Annotated in this window: 14 protein-coding genes and 1 tRNA gene; 12 read left to right on the top strand and 3 right to left on the bottom strand. The window is 58.8% G+C overall.

What is annotated here, in order from left to right; all coding sequences use genetic code 11:
- Nucleotides 1-145: 145 nt before the first annotated feature.
- From BFP90_RS15270 to BFP90_RS15255, 4 genes are all read left to right on the top strand, one after another.
- On the top strand, nucleotides 146-2,068 hold the full coding sequence (locus tag BFP90_RS15270) for a PrkA family serine protein kinase (RefSeq protein WP_065885503.1): 1,923 nt from the start codon (nucleotides 146-148) through the stop codon (nucleotides 2,066-2,068).
- A gap of 113 nt (nucleotides 2,069-2,181) precedes the next feature.
- Nucleotides 2,182-3,453, top strand: a complete 1,272-nt coding sequence (locus tag BFP90_RS15265) for a YeaH/YhbH family protein (RefSeq protein WP_065885502.1) — start codon at nucleotides 2,182-2,184, stop codon at nucleotides 3,451-3,453.
- Nucleotides 3,450-5,015 carry a SpoVR family protein gene (locus BFP90_RS15260; RefSeq protein ID WP_065885501.1) on the top strand — a complete coding sequence of 522 codons (1,566 nt, stop codon included), beginning with the start codon at nucleotides 3,450-3,452 and terminating at the stop codon, nucleotides 5,013-5,015. The genes BFP90_RS15265 and BFP90_RS15260 overlap by 4 nt, the downstream gene beginning before the upstream one ends.
- Before the next feature lie 63 nt (nucleotides 5,016-5,078).
- Nucleotides 5,079-6,311, top strand: coding sequence for a multifunctional CCA addition/repair protein (locus tag BFP90_RS15255; RefSeq protein WP_065897249.1), 1,233 nt, complete (start codon nucleotides 5,079-5,081; stop codon nucleotides 6,309-6,311).
- A 72-nt stretch (nucleotides 6,312-6,383) separates the two neighbouring features.
- Here BFP90_RS15255 and folK read toward each other — a convergent pair whose 3' ends face one another.
- Together folK and folB are read right to left on the bottom strand one after the other, a co-directional pair.
- Nucleotides 6,384-6,902, bottom strand: coding sequence for a 2-amino-4-hydroxy-6-hydroxymethyldihydropteridine diphosphokinase (folK, locus tag BFP90_RS15250; protein ID WP_065897247.1), 519 nt, complete (start codon nucleotides 6,900-6,902; stop codon nucleotides 6,384-6,386).
- Nucleotides 6,893-7,246, bottom strand: a complete 354-nt coding sequence (folB, locus tag BFP90_RS15245; protein WP_065894165.1) for a dihydroneopterin aldolase — start codon at nucleotides 7,244-7,246, stop codon at nucleotides 6,893-6,895. Before folB ends, folK begins: the two co-directional genes overlap by 10 nt.
- Before the next feature lie 74 nt (nucleotides 7,247-7,320).
- On the opposite strand from folB, the gene plsY reads away from it, so the two are divergent.
- The gene (gene plsY / locus BFP90_RS15240; RefSeq protein WP_057723660.1) at nucleotides 7,321-7,890 is read left to right on the top strand and encodes a glycerol-3-phosphate 1-O-acyltransferase PlsY; all 570 of its coding nucleotides are present in this window, start codon (nucleotides 7,321-7,323) and stop codon (nucleotides 7,888-7,890) included.
- A gap of 18 nt (nucleotides 7,891-7,908) precedes the next feature.
- On the opposite strand, the gene tsaD is transcribed toward plsY, so the two are convergent.
- Nucleotides 7,909-8,934 carry a tRNA (adenosine(37)-N6)-threonylcarbamoyltransferase complex transferase subunit TsaD gene (gene tsaD, locus BFP90_RS15235; protein ID WP_065885497.1) on the bottom strand — a complete coding sequence of 342 codons (1,026 nt, stop codon included), beginning with the start codon at nucleotides 8,932-8,934 and terminating at the stop codon, nucleotides 7,909-7,911.
- 202 nt (nucleotides 8,935-9,136) lie between these two features.
- On the opposite strand from tsaD, the gene rpsU reads away from it, so the two are divergent.
- From rpsU to BFP90_RS15200, 7 genes are all read left to right on the top strand, one after another.
- Complete coding sequence (rpsU, locus tag BFP90_RS27480) at nucleotides 9,137-9,352, top strand: 30S ribosomal protein S21 (RefSeq protein ID WP_002551877.1); 216 nt, start codon at nucleotides 9,137-9,139, stop codon at nucleotides 9,350-9,352.
- 442 nt (nucleotides 9,353-9,794) lie between these two features.
- Nucleotides 9,795-11,765, top strand: a complete 1,971-nt coding sequence (gene dnaG / locus BFP90_RS15225; protein ID WP_065885495.1) for a DNA primase — start codon at nucleotides 9,795-9,797, stop codon at nucleotides 11,763-11,765.
- A gap of 67 nt (nucleotides 11,766-11,832) precedes the next feature.
- Nucleotides 11,833-13,683, top strand: a complete 1,851-nt coding sequence (rpoD, locus tag BFP90_RS15220) for an RNA polymerase sigma factor RpoD (protein ID WP_065897245.1) — start codon at nucleotides 11,833-11,835, stop codon at nucleotides 13,681-13,683.
- A 135-nt stretch (nucleotides 13,684-13,818) separates the two neighbouring features.
- Nucleotides 13,819-17,190: a bifunctional diguanylate cyclase/phosphodiesterase gene (locus BFP90_RS15215; RefSeq protein ID WP_065894159.1), complete on the top strand. Its 3,372-nt coding sequence runs from the start codon at nucleotides 13,819-13,821 to the stop codon at nucleotides 17,188-17,190.
- 17 nt (nucleotides 17,191-17,207) lie between these two features.
- Nucleotides 17,208-17,284 (top strand) — tRNA-Ile (locus BFP90_RS15210).
- Between the two features lie 344 nt (nucleotides 17,285-17,628).
- Entirely contained in the window at nucleotides 17,629-17,919 is a 291-nt protein-coding gene (locus BFP90_RS15205; RefSeq protein WP_065894157.1) for a Phd-YefM, read from the top strand.
- Nucleotides 17,920-17,928: 9 nt separating this feature from the next.
- Nucleotides 17,929-18,216 carry a type II toxin-antitoxin system RelE family toxin gene (locus BFP90_RS15200; RefSeq protein WP_065894155.1) on the top strand — a complete coding sequence of 96 codons (288 nt, stop codon included), beginning with the start codon at nucleotides 17,929-17,931 and terminating at the stop codon, nucleotides 18,214-18,216.
- The last annotated feature ends 31 nt before the right edge of the window (nucleotides 18,217-18,247 follow it).

Genomic DNA, 18,247 nt, shown 5'->3' with positions numbered 1-18,247 from the left:
GAGAGCCGGTACACCGGCGCGCGGGTCATCGGTAGCGTTTCAGGGTGTTCTGGGGGGAAAACAGCCATTGGGGAACGCCAATGGCTGCCAGCATCGACTGATTGATCCGGCGTCGGCTCCACGTATCGAGCGAGGTGACGACGTCATGAGTATCTTTAGCCACTTCCAACAACGTTTCGAGTCCACACAGCAGGAAGAACTCACGCTTCAAGAGTATCTTGAGCTGTGCAAACGGGACCGCAGCACCTATGCGTCTGCCGCCGAACGCCTGCTGCTGGCGATTGGCGAGCCGCAGCTGGTAGACACCTCGAACAATTCGCGCCTGTCGCGAATATTCTCCAACAAGGTGATCCGGCGTTACCCGGCCTTTGAAGACTTCCACGGCATGGAGGAATGCATCGACCAGATCGTCTCCTACTTCCGCCATGCGGCCCAGGGCCTGGAAGAGAAGAAACAGATCCTCTACCTGCTCGGTCCCGTTGGTGGCGGCAAGTCGTCCCTGGCGGAAAAACTCAAACAACTGATCGAGAAGGTGCCCTTCTACGCCATCAAGGGCTCACCGGTGTTCGAGTCGCCTTTGGGGCTGTTCAACGCCACCGAAGACGGTGCGATCCTCGAAGAAGACTTCGGCATCCCCCGGCGCTACCTCAATACCATCATGTCGCCCTGGGCCACCAAGCGCCTGTCCGAGTTCGGCGGCGATATCAGCCAGTTCCGGGTGGTCAAGCTCTACCCATCGATCCTCAACCAGATCGGCGTCGCCAAGACCGAGCCGGGCGACGAGAACAACCAGGACATCTCGGCGCTGGTGGGCAAGGTCGATATCCGCAAACTCGAAGAATTCCCGCAGAACGACGCCGACGCCTATAGCTACTCGGGCGCACTGTGCCGGGCCAACCAGGGCCTGATGGAGTTCGTGGAGATGTTCAAGGCGCCGATCAAGGTGCTGCACCCACTGCTCACGGCCACCCAGGAAGGTAACTACAACAGTACCGAAGGCCTGGGCGCGATTCCGTTCACCGGGATCCTGCTGGCGCACTCCAACGAATCGGAATGGCACACCTTCCGCAACAACAAGAACAACGAAGCCTTCATCGACCGTATCTACATCGTCAAGGTGCCGTACTGCCTGCGGGTCAGCGATGAAATCAAGATCTACGACAAACTGCTGTTCAACAGCTCGCTGGCCAAGGCCCATTGCGCCCCCGACACCCTGAAGATGCTCGCCCAGTTCACCGTGCTGTCGCGCCTCAAGGAGCCGGAGAACTCGAATATCTACTCGAAAATGCGCGTGTACGACGGTGAAAACCTCAAGGACACTGATCCCAAGGCCAAATCAATCCAGGAATACCGTGACACGGCGGGCGTCGATGAAGGCATGAACGGCCTGTCGACACGCTTCGCGTTCAAGATCCTCTCCAAGGTCTTCAACTTCGACCCCCACGAGATCGCCGCCAACCCGGTGCACCTGCTCTACGTGCTGGAGCAGCAGATCGAACAGGAACAATTCCAGGCCGAAACCCGCGAGCGCTATCTGCGTTTCCTCAAGGAATACCTGGCGCCGCGCTATATCGAATTCATCGGCAAGGAAATCCAGACCGCCTACCTGGAGTCCTACAGCGAGTACGGCCAGAACATCTTCGACCGCTACGTGCTGTACGCCGACTTCTGGATTCAGGACCAGGAATACCGCGATCCCGAAACCGGCGAAATCCTCAACCGCGTGGCGCTCAACGAAGAGCTGGAGAAGATCGAGAAACCCGCCGGCATCAGCAATCCGAAGGATTTCCGCAACGAAATCGTCAACTTCGTGCTGCGCGCCCGCGCCAACAACAACGGCAAGAACCCAACCTGGCTCAGCTACGAGAAACTGCGGGTGGTGATCGAGAAGAAAATGTTCTCCAACACCGAGGATCTGCTGCCGGTTATCAGCTTCAACGCCAAGGCGAGCAAGGAGGACCAGCAAAAACACAACGACTTCGTCACACGAATGGTCGAGCGCGGCTACACCGACAAACAGGTACGACTGCTCTCAGAGTGGTACCTGCGGGTGCGCAAATCGCAATAAGGCAGCGACAGGTGCTCACTGCCAGGCGTTACGCCTGGCAGTCGACCGCTTGTCCTTAAGCTTCCAGCTCGCGGCTTGAAGCTTGTAACGTGAAGCTGCCCGGAGGGCTCCCCATGAGCTATGTGATCGACCGACGCCTCAATGGCAAGAACAAGAGCACGGTAAACCGCCAGCGTTTCCTGCGGCGTTACCGTGACCATATCAAAAAGGCGGTTGAAGAGGCCGTCAGCCGCCGCTCCATCACCGACATGGAGCATGGCGAACAAATCAGCATTCCGGGACGCGACATCGACGAACCCGTGCTGCACCACGGCCGGGGCGGCAAGCAGACCGTTGTGCATCCCGGCAACAAGGAGTTCACCACGGGTGAACACATTGCGCGCCCTCAAGGAGGCGGTGGAGGCAAGGGCGCGGGCAAGGCCGGCAACTCCGGCGAGGGCATGGACGAATTCGTGTTCCAGATCACGCAGGAGGAGTTCCTCGAATTCATGTTCGAGGACCTGGAGCTGCCCAACCTGGTCAAACGCAACCTGACCGGCACCGACACCTTCAAAACCGTACGCGCCGGTATCAGCAACGAGGGCAACCCGTCCCGCATCAACATCATCCGCACTTTGCGCTCAGCCCACGCCCGTCGGATCGCCCTGTCAGGCAGCAGCCGTGCAAAGCTCAAGCACGCCAAGGAAGAGTTGGCGCGTTTGAAGCGCGAAGAACCGGATAATTTCGGCGATATCCAGGAAATAGAAATCGAAATCGAGAAACTCAGCGCGCGTATTCACCGTGTGCCGTTTCTTGACACCTTCGATTTGAAATACAACCTGCTGGTCAAGCAACCCAACCCCAGCTCCAAGGCCGTGATGTTCTGCCTGATGGACGTGTCCGGCTCCATGACCCAGGCCACCAAGGACATCGCCAAGCGTTTCTTTATCCTGCTGTACCTGTTCCTGAAACGGAACTACGACAAGATCGACGTGGTGTTTATCCGCCATCACACCAGCGCCCGGGAAGTCGACGAAGAGGAATTCTTCTACTCGCGCGAAACCGGCGGCACCATCGTCTCCAGCGCACTGAAACTGATGCAGGAAATCATGGCCGAACGCTACCCGGCCAATGAGTGGAACATCTATGCGGCCCAGGCTTCCGACGGTGACAACTGGAACGACGACTCGCCGATCTGCCGGGATATCCTGATCAACCAGATCATGCCCTTCGTGCAGTACTACACCTACGTCGAAATTACCCCCCGTGAGCACCAGGCGCTGTGGTTCGAATACGAGCGTATCGGCGAAGCCTTTGCCGACACGTTCGCCCAGCAGCAACTGGTCTCGGCCGGCGATATCTACCCGGTCTTCCGTGAACTCTTCCAGCGCAGGTTAGTGACATGACCGCCAAAAAAGAGCATAAGCGCCAACCTATCTCCACCGGGTCCGAGTGGACCTTTGAACTAATCCAGGCCTATGACCGGGAAATCAGCCGCATCGCGGCCGGTTATGCGCTGGACACCTACCCCAACCAGATCGAAGTGATCACCGCCGAACAGATGATGGACGCCTACGCCTCCGTCGGCATGCCGCTGGGCTATCACCATTGGTCCTACGGCAAACACTTTCTCAGCACCGAAAAGTCCTACACCCGCGGCCAGATGGGCCTGGCCTACGAGATCGTAATCAACTCCGACCCGTGCATCGCCTACCTGATGGAAGAAAACACCATCTGCATGCAGGCGCTGGTGGTGGCCCACGCATGCTACGGGCATAACAGCTTTTTCAAGGGCAACTACCTGTTCCGCACCTGGACCGACGCCAGTTCGATCATCGATTACCTGGTATTCGCCAAGCAGTACATCATGCAATGCGAGGAGCGCCACGGCATTGACGCGGTAGAGGATTTGCTCGACTCCTGCCACGCCCTGATGAACTACGGCGTCGACCGTTACAAACGGCCCTATCCGATTTCGGCAGAAGAAGAGCGCCTGCGCCAGCAGGAGCGTGAGGAACACCTGCAGAAGCAGATCAACGATCTGTGGCGCACCATTCCAAAGCGTGCCGGCAAAAACAGTGACAAGGACAATGCACGCTTCCCCGCCGAACCTCAGGAAAACATCCTGTATTTCCTGGAAAAGCACGCCCCGTTGCTGGAACCCTGGCAGCGGGAAATCGTGCGCATCGTGCGCAAGATCGCCCAATACTTTTATCCGCAGCGCCAGACTCAGGTGATGAACGAGGGCTGGGCGACGTTCTGGCATTACACCCTGATGAACGACCTGTACGACGAAGGCCTGGTCACCGACGGCTTCATGATGGAGTTCCTCACGTCCCACACCAGCGTGGTGTTCCAGCCCGGGTTCGATAGCCCCTATTACAACGGCATCAACCCCTACGCACTGGGCTTTGCGATGTACCGCGACATCCGTCGCATGTGCGAGCACCCAACCGAAGAGGATCGCCGCTGGTTCCCGGAAATCGCCGGCAGCGACTGGCTGTCCACCATCAAGTTCGCCATGAGCAGTTTCAAGGACGAGAGTTTCATCTTGCAGTACCTGTCCCCGCAGGTGATTCGCGATCTCAAGCTATTCAGCATCATGGACGACGACCTCAAGGAGGACCTGGTGGTGCCGGCCATCCATGACGAGCCGGGCTATCGGACTATCCGCGAGACCCTGGCGGCGCAGTACAACCTGGGCAACCGCGAGCCCAACGTGCAGATCTACAGCATCGATGTGCGCGGGGATCGCTCGCTGACCTTGCGTCACCAGCAGCACGACCGCAAACCCCTGGGCGAATCTACCGAAGAAGTGCTCAAGCACCTGCACCGGCTATGGGGCTTCGACATCCACCTGGAAACCCTGCAGGGCGACCAGGTGATGAAAACCCACCATGTCCCACCGCGCAGCGATCACAACGATAACGACTACGGCCGCCTGGACCTGGCCGTCGTGCATCTCTGAAACGGCAAAGCATCCATTGGCCAGGCACAGGCGGTATCCTGTGCCGCTAATGGAGGCTTTTTCATGAAAATCTACAAAGTCGGCGGTGCGGTGCGTGATCGCCTGCTGGGCATCAAGGTCACCGACATCGACCGCGTTGTCGTCGGCGCCACCACCGAAGAGATGCTGGCCAAAGACTTCAAGCCGGTCGGTGCTGACTTCCCCGTGTTCCTGGACCCAAAAAACGGCGATGAATACGCCCTGGCCCGCACCGAACGTAAAAGTGGCCGGGGTTACGGCGGCTTCGTATTTCACGCCAGCCCCGAAGTCACGCTGGAAGAAGACCTGATTCGTCGCGACCTGACCATCAATGCCATGGCTGAAGACGATGAGGGCAATCTGACCGACCCTTACCACGGCCAGCGCGATCTGGACGCGCGTATTTTACGTCACGTATCGCCCGCTTTCGCCGAGGATCCCTTGCGAGTGCTGCGCGTTGCGCGCTTTGCCGCGCGTTATGCGCACCTCGGATTCACCGTGGCTGCGCCAACGCTTGCGTTGATGCGTCAGCTCAGCGAATCCGGCGAACTGGAGGCGCTGACCCCGGAGCGCAGCTGGAAAGAAATTTCCCGGGCACTGATGGAAGATCAGCCTCAGGTGTTTATCCAGGTGCTGCGCGACTGCAATGCGCTGAAAACCTTGATGCCGGAGGTGGATGCGCTGTTCGGCGTACCGCAGCCCGCAGCCCATCATCCCGAGATCGACACGGGCCTGCACACATTGAGCGTGTTGGAGCAGGCGGCCTTGTACAAGCAACCGCTGACCGTACGCTGGGCCTGCCTGCTGCACGACTTAGGCAAGGGCCTGACGCCTGTGGATAAGTTGCCGCAGCATATTGCCCACGAACATCGGGGCTTGAAGCTGATCAAGGCCGTCAATGAACGCTTCAAAGTGCCAAGGGATTGCCAGGAACTGGCGCTGCTGGTGGGCCAATATCACACCCACGGCCATCGAGCCCTGGAGCTGAAGGCCTCGACACTACTGGAGTTGCTGCAGAGTTTTGACGTCTACCGTCGCCCGCAACGCTTTGAGGAGTTTGTGCTCGCCTGCGAGATGGATGCGCGGGGTCGCAAGGGCTTTGAACAGCGAACTTATCCACAGGCCGATTATTTGCGTGGCGCAGCGAAGGTTGCGCGCGAGGTGCAGGTAGCACCGTTGCTGGAAAAAGGCTTCAAAGGCCCCGCGCTGGGTGAGGCGCTCAAGCGCGAACGGCTTAACGCACTCAAAGCCTACAAGGAACAACAAAGCCCATTGTAGGAGCGAGCTTGCTCGCGAAAAACCTGAGAGCGCCGCGTTATCGTTCACGTTCTTCGCGAGCAAGCTCGGCTCCTACAGAAGCACGTCTGCCGTGAGTTGCCGGCCCTGCCATTCAAACGCCACGGGCGCCAGCACCTGTTCAATTTGCGCATCTCGCCACAGCTCGGCCATGGTCTTGCCCGCCTCCGGGTGAACACGATCCGGCGCCATCATCGACAGCGGCCACAGCACAAAAGCGTTTTTCAGGATTTCTGCGCGCGGCAGGATCAAACCGTCGAAATTACCCACCAGATCGCCATACAGCAGCACGTCGATGTCCAACGGCAAGCCTTTGCGATCGGGCGCATAACGACCATTGTCGGCCTCGATGGATTTCAACCGGCGGTCCAGCGCCATCAACGGCAGGTCGGTGCAGCCCGACACCACCAGATTGAAGAACGGCCCGCTTTTGATACCCACCGGCTGGCTTTCGAACACCGCCGAACAGCGCATGTCCGTCAAAAAGCTCGCCAGCGCATCAAGGCCCGCACGTAAATTGAGCTCGCGCTCGATATTACTGCCAAGGCCAAGGTAAACCTGAGTCAGCGACATCCGCGCTCGATCTCCACGCCCACGCCCTTGGCGGCCGGGACGGCGCCTGGCTTGGTCAATTTGAGGTGCAGCCAGGGAATCTGGAATTCACTCATCAGCACTTGGGCAAGGCGCTCGGCGAAGGTTTCCACCAGTTGGTATTGGGACTGTTCGGCAAAGGCCTGGATACGCGCGGACACGCTGGCGTAATCCAGGGCCAGGCTCAGGTCATCACCGGCGGCGGCCGGACGGTTGTCCCAGGCAAAGCTCAGGTCCAGGCGCAGGCATTGACGTATGCCACGCTCCCAGTCGTAGGCGCCGATCACGGTGTCGACTTCCAGGCCTTCGATAAACACTCTGTCCAAGCACTCTTCTCCGCAGCACGACAAGGGCGCGATGCCCCGTTAGAATCAGGGCGTCCTCGCCCGGAATAGTTAGCATGTTTTGGTCACTGGCGATTCTCGCCTACCTGCTCGGCTCGCTGTCCTTTGCCATTTTGCTCAGCCGCCTGACGGGAAATCCCGATCCGCGAATGAGTGGCTCAGGCAATGCCGGCGCCACCAATATGTTGCGCCTGGCCGGCAAGAAACTTGCCGTGCTGACGCTGCTGGGCGACCTCTGCAAGGGCCTGCTGCCCGTACTGATCGCCAGCCTCGCGGGCCTTACCCTGCAACAGCAGGCCTGGGTGGGCATCTGCGCCGTCCTCGGCCACCTGTTCCCCCTGTACTTCCGCTTTCGCGGCGGCAAAGGTGTCGCCACGGCGGCCGGCATGCTGCTGGGCATCTACCCTCCGGCAGCCTTACTGGCGGTGCTTGCCTGGCTGCTGACGTTTTACCTGACCCGTACCAGCTCACTGGCGGCACTGATCGCCACACCGCTCACCCTGCCCTTGCTGGCCTGGCAGGAACCGGCGGCGCTGCTGCCGATGAGCGTGCTGACACTGCTGATCGTCTGGCGCCACCGCGGCAATCTACGCGACCTGTTTGCCGGGCGCGAACGGCATTTTTAACGGGGTCCACGTTACCCCCTACAACGGCGACAACTGCTCCATCGGCCAACGCGCCTGCACGCTGATCGCCAGGCTTTCATGCTGCCCGGCCTGCAGGCGTTGGCAGCCGGCGTAGGCGATCATCGCGCCATTGTCGGTGCAAAACTCAGGACGCGCGTAAAACACATCGCCCTTCATCTCCCCGAGCATCTTCTCCAGCGAGCTGCGCAAGGCCTTGTTGGCGCTGACGCCGCCGGCAATCACCAGCCGCTTCATGCCGGCCTGCTTCAGGGCACGCTTGCACTTGATGGTTAAAGTCTCTACCACGGCCTGCTGGAACGCCAGCGCGATGTCGCAACGGGCTTGCTCGCCGTCGTCCCCGGCGCTGACGCTCTGCTGCCAGGTATTCAACGCCGAGGTTTTCAGGCCGCTGAAGCTGAACATCAAACCAGGGCGATCACACATCGGCCGTGGGAATGTGTAACGACCGGCCACGCCTTTTTCGGCGAGCCGGGCGATTTCCGGACCGCCGGGATAATTGAGCCCCATCATCTTCGCGGTCTTGTCGAATGCTTCGCCGGCGGCGTCGTCCAGCGACTCGCCCAACAACGTGTATTGACCGATGCCGTCGACCTGAACCAGCTGCGTATGCCCCCCCGAAACCAACAAAGCGACGAACGGGAACGCCGGCGGTGTTTTTTCCAGCATCGGGGCCAGTAAATGACCTTCCATGTGGTGCACACCGAGGGCCGGAATGCCCCAGGCAAATGCCAGCGCCTGAGCACAGGAAGCCCCAACCAGCAGGGCTCCGACCAATCCGGGACCTGCGGTATAGGCAATGGCATCGATCTCGGTCGGCACGCAGCCGGCTTCATCCAGCACCTGGCGGATCAATGGCAGCATACGTTTGACGTGATCACGGCTGGCAAGCTCCGGCACCACGCCGCCATAGGCGCGATGCAGGTCGATCTGACTGAACAGTGCATCGGCCAGGAGCCCGCGTTCACTGTCGTAAAGTGCGACACCGGTTTCGTCGCAGGAGGTTTCAAGTCCCAGTACTAGCATGGGTTTGCGCCTTGTAGAGGCTGAATTCGAAGGCGCGCATAATAGTCGCCACTCCCCCTCCCGCCTAGCGGTTTTCGATCAGAGGCTTTGCATTCCTGCCAATGAGGGGTTAACATCCGCAACCCTTAAAAACCGACGACCTCAGCCGCGAATTTTTTGCGACGAGAACGTTGATCCCGGTAATGAAAGAAGGTAGCTCTGGATGCCAGCCGTCAAAGTAAAAGAGAACGAACCCTTCGACGTAGCTCTGCGTCGTTTCAAGCGCTCCTGCGAAAAAGCCGGTGTTCTGGCTGAAGTTCGTAGCCGCGAATTTTACGAGAAGCCAACTTCTGAGCGTAAGCGTAAAGCAGCAGCCGCTGTTAAGCGTCACGCCAAGAAAGTTCAGCGCGAGCAGCGCCGCGCCGTTCGTCTGTACTAATACACAGACGTTCGTAGCAAGCTTCTGCCAAGCCCGGCCCTCAGCCGGGCTGTTGGCATTTGCGGATATCGCTTGATGCTTCATCGTCGACGCCGCACACGCGACCGAGACACCGCTTCAAACGTCAGGACTGGCTCTTTTGCCAGCGGTGCACGTCTCTTCTGACGAGCCTAACAAGGCTACTGACGAGCACACCTAATTCTTCAAGCAGGCGATCATACTGTGTCGACTGTGCCCATAGCTGAGCTTCCGAGACCGCCCACAGGTCAAGCCCGGACTCACGGGCAACTTTTATTCGTCGAACACTGATAGAAACTAACGTCAGCGAATGTTCGGCAGATACACTCTCTGACATCCCATGCAGACGATAATGATCAGGCACCCAACGTGCGCTTGAACATTTCACGGGCCCTCATTTACACGCAGTGATGACGAGAACGCCATGGCCGGGCTGATTCCCCAGAGCTTTATTGACGACCTTCTGAACCGCACCGACATCGTCGATGTCGTCAGCTCACGCGTGCAACTGAAAAAAGCCGGCAAGAACTACACCGCCTGCTGCCCGTTCCATAAAGAAAAAACCCCGTCGTTCAGCGTAAGCCCGGACAAGCAGTTCTATTACTGCTTCGGTTGCGGTGCAGGCGGCAACGCCCTCGGCTTCCTGATGGACCACGACAACCTGGATTTCCCCCAGGCCGTCGAGGACCTGGCAAAAGCCGCCGGCATGGAGATCCCCCGCGAAGAAAGTGGCCGCGCGCACAAACCGCGACAGCCCACTGACTCGCCGCTGTATCCACTGCTGACCGCCGCTGCCGACTTCTATCGACAGGCACTTAAAAGCCATCCGCAGCGCAAGGCCGCCGTCGATTACCTCAAGGGCCGCGGCCTCACCGGTGAAATCGCCCGGGACTTCGGCCTCGGTTTTGCACCGCCCGGCTGGGACAATCTGTACAAGCACCTGAGCAGCGATACGCTCCAGCAAAAAGCCATGATTGATGCCGGCCTGCTGGTGGAAAATGCCGAGACCGGCAAGCGCTATGACCGCTTCCGTGACCGCGTAATGTTTCCGATACGCGACAGCCGCGGCCGCATCATCGCGTTCGGTGGCCGCGTGCTGGGAGACGACAAGCCCAAGTACCTGAACTCTCCGGAAACCCCGGTTTTCCATAAGGGCCAGGAACTCTACGGACTGTTTGAGGCACGCAAGAACAACCGCAACCTCGATGAAATCATCGTGGTTGAAGGCTATATGGACGTGATCGCCCTGGCCCAGCAAGGCCTGCGCAATGCAGTGGCGACGCTCGGTACCGCCACCAGCGAAGAACACATGAAACGCCTGTTTCGCGTGGTGCCCAGCGTGCTGTTCTGCTTCGACGGCGACCAGGCCGGCCGCAACGCCGCCTGGCGCGCACTCGAGGCCACGCTGTCGAGCCTGCAGGATGGGCGCCGCGCACGCTTTCTGTTCCTGCCCGAAGGCGAAGACCCGGACACCCTGGTGCGCTCCGAAGGCACCGACGCGTTCCGTGCCCGCATCAATCAACACGCACAGCCGCTGGCGGACTATTTCTTCCAGCAACTGACCGAAGAGGCCGACCCGCGCTCGCTTGAAGGCAAGGCCCATATGGCCACCCTCGCAGCGCCGCTGATCGATAAAGTCCCCGGCGCCAACCTGAAATCACTGATGCGCATGCGCTTGCTGGAAATCACCGGTTTGAGCGGCGAAGCCGTCAGCCAACTGGTGCATAACGCACCGCAAGATGCACCACCGGCCTACGACCCTGGCATGGATTACGACGCCATGCCGGACTATTCCGACTTCCACCAACCGCAGGAGGCGTATGCGCCCCAGCAGGAATGGACGCCGAAAAAGCCCGGCGCCGGCGGCAAAAAATGGGACAAGAAGCCCTGGAGCAAGAATGGCAAACGCGGCGACCGCGATGAGGCCCATGCCCCGCGCACTCCGGTTGCCGTGGAAGCGCCGACGCTGATTGCCTTGCGCACGCTCATCCATCACCCGCAATTGGCGGGCAAGGTTGAAAGCGCCGACCATTTCGCCAACGCGAGCAACACCTACGCTCAGGTGCTTATCGCCTTGATCGAGGCCGTGCAGAAAAATCCTAAGCTAAACTCAATCCAGCTGATGGCTCGCTGGCATGGCACGGAACAGGGCCGTTTGTTAAAGGCACTTGCGGAAAAGGAGTGGCTAATTGACGGCGATAACCTTGAACAACAGTTTTTAGACACCATTAATAGGTTATCCGCGGGTCAGCACACACAGACCCTCGATGAGCTCATTAAGAGAGCAAGACAGCCGGGATTGTCGGCTGAAGAGCAAATTCAGATAGCAAAACAGATGCGCGACCTTTTAAAACAGAACGTTTGCACATCAAACCCGACCTCAGCTGGCGTGTGAGGTCATAGCTCGGGTATAATCCTCGGCTTGTTTTTTGCCCGCCAAGACCTTCAGTGGATAGGGTGTTATGTCCGGAAAAGCGCAACAGCAGTCTCGTATCAAAGAGTTGATCACCCTTGGTCGTGAGCAGAAGTATCTGACTTACGCAGAGGTCAACGACCACCTGCCTGAGGATATTTCAGATCCTGAGCAGGTGGAAGACATCATCCGCATGATTAATGACATGGGGATCCCCGTACACGAGAGTGCTCCGGATGCGGACGCCCTTATGTTGGCCGACGCCGATACCGACGAGGCAGCCGCTGAAGAAGCCGCTGCCGCGTTGGCCGCGGTGGAGACCGACATCGGTCGCACGACTGACCCTGTGCGCATGTATATGCGTGAAATGGGTACCGTCGAGTTGCTGACACGTGAAGGCGAAATCGAAATCGCCAAGCGTATCGAAGAGGGCATCCGTGAAGTGATGGGCGCAATCGCGCACTTCCCTGGCACGGTTGACCACATTCTCTCCGAGTACACTCGCGTCACCACCGAAGGTGGCCGCCTGTCCGACGTCCTGAGCGGTTATATCGACCCGGACGACGGCATTGCGCCACCTGCCGCCGAAGTACCGCCGCCGGTTGATCCAAAAGCGCCGAAAGCGGACGACGATACCGACGAAGACGAGGCTGAAGCCAGCACCGACGACGAAGAAGAAGTCGAAAGCGGTCCAGACCCGGTCGTCGCTGCCCAGCGTTTCGGTGCGGTCTCCGATCAAATGGAAATCACCCGCAAGGCGCTGAAAAAGCATGGTCGTGGCAACAAGCAGGCCATTGCCGAGCTGTTGGCCCTGGCTGAGCTGTTCATGCCGATCAAGCTGGTGCCCAAGCAATTCGAAGGCCTGGTTGAACGGGTTCGTAGCGCCCTTGAGCGTCTGCGTGCACAAGAGCGTGCCATCATGCAGCTCTGTGTCCGTGATGCGCGCATGCCGCGTACCGACTTCCTGCGCCAGTTCCCGGGCAACGAAGTTGACGAAACCTGGAGTGACGCCCTGGCCAAAGGCAAGTCGAAATACGCCGAAGCCATTGGTCGCCTGCAGCCGGACATCATCCGTTGCCAGCAGAAACTGAGCGCACTGGAGACTGAAACAGGCCTGACGATCGCCGAGATCAAGGACATCAACCGTCGCATGTCGATCGGTGAGGCCAAGGCCCGCCGCGCGAAGAAAGAGATGGTTGAAGCCAACTTGCGTCTGGTGATCTCCATCGCCAAGAAGTACACCAACCGCGGCCTGCAATTCCTCGACCTGATTCAGGAAGGCAACATCGGCCTGATGAAGGCTGTGGACAAGTTCGAATACCGTCGCGGCTACAAGTTCTCGACTTATGCCACCTGGTGGATCCGTCAGGCGATCACTCGCTCGATCGCCGACCAGGCCCGCACCATCCGTATTCCGGTGCACATGATCGAGACCATCAACAAGCTCAACCGTATTTCCCGGCAGATGTTGCAGGAAATGGGTCGCGAACCGACCCCGGAAGAGCTGGGCGAACGCATGGAAATGCCTGAGGATAAAATCCGCAAGGTATTGAAGATCGCTAAAGAGCCGATCTCCATGGAGACGCCGATTGGTGATGACGAAGACTCCCATCTGGGTGACTTCATCGAAGACTCGACCATGCAGTCGCCTATCGATGTCGCCACCGTTGAGAGCCTCAAGGAAGCGACTCGCGACGTACTCTCCGGCCTCACTGCCCGTGAAGCCAAGGTACTGCGCATGCGTTTCGGCATCGACATGAATACCGACCACACCCTTGAGGAAGTCGGTAAGCAGTTTGACGTGACCCGTGAGCGGATCCGTCAGATCGAAGCCAAGGCGCTGCGCAAGTTGCGCCACCCGACGCGAAGCGAGCATCTGCGCTCCTTCCTCGACGAGTGATAACAGAACCCCCGGCCCAGGCCGGGGGTTTTGCTTTCCAGCCATTTCTTTCTACACATTTACTCCCCCGCAACGCCCCGCCCTCGCAATGCCCGTCTACACTCGAGACATTCCCCGTGCCATAACGAGACCGTTATGCCCAGATTGCCGACCGTGATACTGCTGTCGCTGCTGACCTGGACCGCAACGGCTGGCGCGATGACTCTCACTGATGATGAGCGTAGCTGGCTGACGGACCATCAGGAGCTGCGCCTTGGGGTGGATGCGTCATGGCCACCCTTTGAATACCGTGATGAAAATGGCCGCTACCAGGGCCTGGCCGCCGATTATGTACGCCTGATCCAGGATCGCCTGGGCATCAGGGTCAAGTTGATCGAGCCGGCGAATTGGACCGCCGTGCTCGAACAAGCGCGCAACAATCAGCTCGATCTGCTACCCGGCGTCATGTCCACCCCGGAACGCCAGAGCTTCCTGGCCTTCACGCGCCCCTATATCGACTTTCCCATCGTGATACTGGCCCATGAAGGCGGTGCGAAACCACGCAGCCTCAAGGACCTGTACGGACTGAAAATCGCCGTGGTGGAAAACTATGCGCCCCATGAATTACTGCGCACCCACCACCCGGACCTCAATCTCGTCGCGATGCCTAACGTCAGTTCCACGCTGCAGGCCCTGGCCATCGATGAAGTGGATGCGGTAGTCAGTGACCTGGCGTCCAGCGTCTGGAGCCTGCGCCAACTGAAACTCGATGGTTTGTACGTCAGCGGCGAAACGCCCTACCGCTATCAGTTGGCAATGGGCGTGCCACGGGATGAAAAAATACTGGTGGGTATCCTGGACAAGGTCCTCGCCGATCTCAGCCCAACCGAAACCGATGCGATCCAGCAGCACTGGGTGGGCAGTTTCAGCGATCACCGCACGTTCTGGGCAGATTTGTTGATGTACGGCCTGCCTGCGGTGTTGCTGCTGAGTACCGTGCTGGCCATAGTCATTCGAATCAATCGCCGGCTCAGCTCGGAAATTTCCCGCCGAGTGGCCCTTGAGCAGCAACTGCGCAGCAGCGAGTACCACTATCGCGGCCTGGTGGAGAGCCTGTCCGCCATCGCCTGGGAAGCCAGCATCAGCGATTTCACCTACAGCTACGTGTCGCCCCATGCTGAGGAACTGCTTGGCTACCCCCGTGCCCACTGGCTGATCCCCGGCTTCTGGCGCAACATCATTCACCCCGCCGACCTGGTGCGCGCCGAAACCTATTGCTACCGTGAAACCCGCGCTAACCGTGATCACAGCATCGACTACCGTGTCATCACTGCCGACGGCCGCTGCCTGTGGGTGCGCGACATTGTCAGCCTGATCAAATACGGCCCGGAACCGGTGCTGCGCGGTCTGATGATCGACATCAGCGAGGCCAAACGTACGGAAGAGGCACTGCTGCTGTCCGAGCAGAAGTTCGCCAAGGCGTTTCATGCCTCCCCCGATGGCTTGTTGCTGAGCCGTCAAAGCGATGGCCTGCTGATAGAAGTGAACGAAGGCTTCAGCCACCTGACCGGTTACACCAGCGCCACTTCGCTCGATCAATCCACCCTGGACCTCGGCATATGGGTCGACCTCAATGAACGCAAGCACATGCTGGAATTGATGAAGCGCGACGGCTTTGTGCGCGACTTCATCTGCCGTATTCGCCACGTCGATGGCCGGATTCGCCTCTGCGAACTGTCCAGCCGCCCGCTGCCCATCGGCGAAGAAGACTGCATGCTGACCATCGCCCGCGACATCACCGAACGCCAGCAAATGCAGGAAAAACTGCAACAGGCCGCCACCGTGTTCGAGAGCACTGCCGAAGGCGTCTTGATCACCGATACGCGGCAGAACATCAGCGCCGTCAATCGCGCGTTCAGCGAAATCACGGGCTACAGCGAAGCCGAAGCACTTGGCCACACCCCTCGCCTGCTCGCCTCCGGCCTGCACGACAGCGCCTTCTATGCCGCAATGTGGCACCAGTTGACGACCCAGGGACACTGGCAGGGCGAGATTTCCAACCGCCGCAAGAACGGAGAGCTTTACCCAAGCTGGCTCACCATCAGCGCGGTGCGCAATAGCGACCAGGTGGTCACCCACTTCGTCGCGGTATTTGCCGACATCTCCAGCCTCAAGCTCGCCCAGGCGCGCCTCGACTATCAGGCCCATCACGATCCATTGACCGGCCTGCCCAACCGCACGCTGTTTGAAAGTCGACTGCAAGCGGCCCTCAATGGCCAGCAGGAAAGCGGGAATCAAGGCGCCGTGCTGTTTCTCGACCTGGACCGCTTCAAACACATCAATGACAGCTTGGGCCACCCGGTCGGTGACCTGCTGCTCAAAGACATCGCCGTACGCCTCAAGGAACAACTGCGCGATATCGACACCGTCGCCCGCCTGGGCGGCGATGAATTCATCATCCTGCTGCCCGGCCTGCAACAGGCCAGCGACGCGCAATACCTGGCGAACAAACTGCTCGATTGCTTCACACCGCCCTTCCAGGCCGGCGAACACGAGTTCTTTATCAGCGCGAGTATCGGTACAAGCCTGTACCCACAGGACGGCACCGACGTCGCCACCCTGGTCAAAAACGCCGACGCCGCGATGTACCGCTCCAAAGCCAAGGGCCGCAACCGTGTTGAAAGCTACACCCGCGACCTGACGGCCCAGGCCAATGAACGCGTAGCGCTGGAGCATGAGCTGCGCCGCGCCATCGAACGTGAAGAGTTGAGCCTGTACTACCAACCCAAACGCAGCCTGATCACCCACGAACTGATCGGCGCCGAAGCCTTGATTCGCTGGCACCACCCCACCTTCGGCGACGTCCCGCCCGAACACTTCATCGCCCTGGCCGAAGAGAACGGCACTATTTTGCAAATTGGCGATTGGGTACTGGAACAGGCCTGTCGACAGCTGCATGTCTGGCAAGGCGCTTTCGAGGACTTCGGGCCGCTGTCGGTCAACCTCGCCGGCGCGCAGCTGCGACACCCCAATCTGTTGTCGCGCATCGAACAACTGCTGCGCGATTACCGCCTGGAGCCCGGCTGCCTGCAACTGGAGATCACCGAAAACTTCATCATGAGCCAGGCGGAAGAAGCACTGGCGGTGCTGCACCAGCTCAAAAGACTGGGCGTACAACTGGCAATCGATGATTTCGGCACCGGCTATTCGTCCCTCAGCTACCTCAAGCGCCTGCCGCTGGACTTCCTCAAGATCGACCAATCCTTCGTCCGCGGCCTGCCCGACGACCCTCACGACGTCGCCATCGTGCGCGCCATCATCGCCCTCGGCCACAGCATGCAATTCACCATCATCGCCGAAGGCGTGGAGAACCCCGCACAGCAAGCATTCCTCGCCGCAGAAGGCTGTGAACAGATGCAAGGCTACATCGTCAGCCTGCCCCTGCCACCGGAGCTATTTGCCGAAACCTTCCTTCGTACACGGATGAGGGATTTTACGGATGGCACAGCGAGGAAACCGTCGTTATAATCCGCGTCCAGTTACAAGGGCCTATAGCTCAGTTGGTCAGAGCAGAGGACTCATAATCCTTTGGTCCACGGTTCAAGTCCGTGTGGGCCCACCACCTTCAAGGCCACGTATTACGTGGCCTTTGTCGTTTTATAATTCCCCTTTTTTGCTCTGTCTATTGCTCCATAAAGCCAAAAGTGTCCAAAAAGCGTCCACTGTCATTTTCTCCGCTACGCCCTCATTCCGCTCAGTTACCAACCTTGTTGGGAATCCCATGAGCTCCGAAGTCATTGCGAGTACACGAAGCGAAAACACCACGTTTCGTACATAAATATATTCAACCAATGGTTGAATAGCGTGAAATGCTGCGCAATACTTTACGCAGTTAAACGCACAGTATTTAACGCATCATCGTATGCATATCTGTGTTTCATGTGTATTTCGTATGGAGTAACAGTCATGGCAGCGTTGCTTGAGCGAGCTGATCAGGCCGTATCGGTTACCGCGATGGTTCGAGGATTCAGTGCGAAGCTCAAAGAGGTATCGAGCCGCACCACCGATCATCTGGTTGTGTTCAAAGATAATGAGCCCGCAGCAGTCATCGTAAACGTCCAGGCTTACCAAGAGATGCTTGATGAGCTTGAAGACCTTCGTATTGAAGCGACGGCACGTGATCGATTGGCAAATTTCGACCCACAAAAGGCTATTTCCCACGCAGATATGCGGACCAGGTACGCCAGAAAAGACTAAGGATTTGCGATGGTTTGGGTCGTCATATACCACCCGGATACAGAAGAAGATTTCGATAAGCTTGGTTCTGCGGCGGCAAACCGGATCCTTGATGTGATTGAAGACAGGATTGAAAACGGCGAGCCTGACAAAAGCGGAAAACCTTTAAGCGGCAGCTTGGCTGGGTGTCGCAGAATCCGGACGGGCGACACTCGAATCGTCTACCGGGTCGATGGGAAGAAAATCGAGGTTCTAATCGTTGCTGTCGGAGCTCGCCGTGACAGCGAAATTTACGACACGGCTAAAAAACGAGTCTAAGCCCGCAATGGCGGGCTCCCCTTTGTTACGA

The sequence above is a fragment of the Pseudomonas sp. 24 E 13 genome (assembly GCF_900004715.1).
In the GTDB taxonomy this organism is placed as follows: domain Bacteria; phylum Pseudomonadota; class Gammaproteobacteria; order Pseudomonadales; family Pseudomonadaceae; genus Aquipseudomonas; species Aquipseudomonas orientalis_A.
The sequence above is the reverse complement of the archived record's forward strand: the minus strand, read 5'-3'. Positions and strand labels throughout refer to the sequence as shown.

What these genes read in the sequence shown, in the direction of transcription:
- BFP90_RS15270 (WP_065885503.1), top strand. Translation starts at nt 146, where the DNA reads ATGAGTATCTTTAGCCACTTCCAACAACGTTTCGAGTCCACACAGCAG.
- BFP90_RS15265 (WP_065885502.1), top strand. Translation starts at nt 2,182, where the DNA reads ATGAGCTATGTGATCGACCGACGCCTCAATGGCAAGAACAAGAGCACG.
- BFP90_RS15260 (WP_065885501.1), top strand. Translation starts at nt 3,450, where the DNA reads ATGACCGCCAAAAAAGAGCATAAGCGCCAACCTATCTCCACCGGGTCC.
- BFP90_RS15255 (WP_065897249.1), top strand. Translation starts at nt 5,079, where the DNA reads ATGAAAATCTACAAAGTCGGCGGTGCGGTGCGTGATCGCCTGCTGGGC.
- folK (WP_065897247.1), bottom strand. Translation starts at nt 6,902, where the DNA reads ATGTCGCTGACTCAGGTTTACCTTGGCCTTGGCAGTAATATCGAGCGC.
- plsY (WP_057723660.1), top strand. Translation starts at nt 7,321, where the DNA reads ATGTTTTGGTCACTGGCGATTCTCGCCTACCTGCTCGGCTCGCTGTCC.
- tsaD (WP_065885497.1), bottom strand. Translation starts at nt 8,934, where the DNA reads ATGCTAGTACTGGGACTTGAAACCTCCTGCGACGAAACCGGTGTCGCA.
- rpsU (WP_002551877.1), top strand. Translation starts at nt 9,137, where the DNA reads ATGCCAGCCGTCAAAGTAAAAGAGAACGAACCCTTCGACGTAGCTCTG.
- dnaG (WP_065885495.1), top strand. Translation starts at nt 9,795, where the DNA reads ATGGCCGGGCTGATTCCCCAGAGCTTTATTGACGACCTTCTGAACCGC.
- rpoD (WP_065897245.1), top strand. Translation starts at nt 11,833, where the DNA reads ATGTCCGGAAAAGCGCAACAGCAGTCTCGTATCAAAGAGTTGATCACC.
- BFP90_RS15215 (WP_065894159.1), top strand. Translation starts at nt 13,819, where the DNA reads ATGCCCAGATTGCCGACCGTGATACTGCTGTCGCTGCTGACCTGGACC.
- BFP90_RS15205 (WP_065894157.1), top strand. Translation starts at nt 17,629, where the DNA reads ATGGCAGCGTTGCTTGAGCGAGCTGATCAGGCCGTATCGGTTACCGCG.
- BFP90_RS15200 (WP_065894155.1), top strand. Translation starts at nt 17,929, where the DNA reads ATGGTTTGGGTCGTCATATACCACCCGGATACAGAAGAAGATTTCGAT.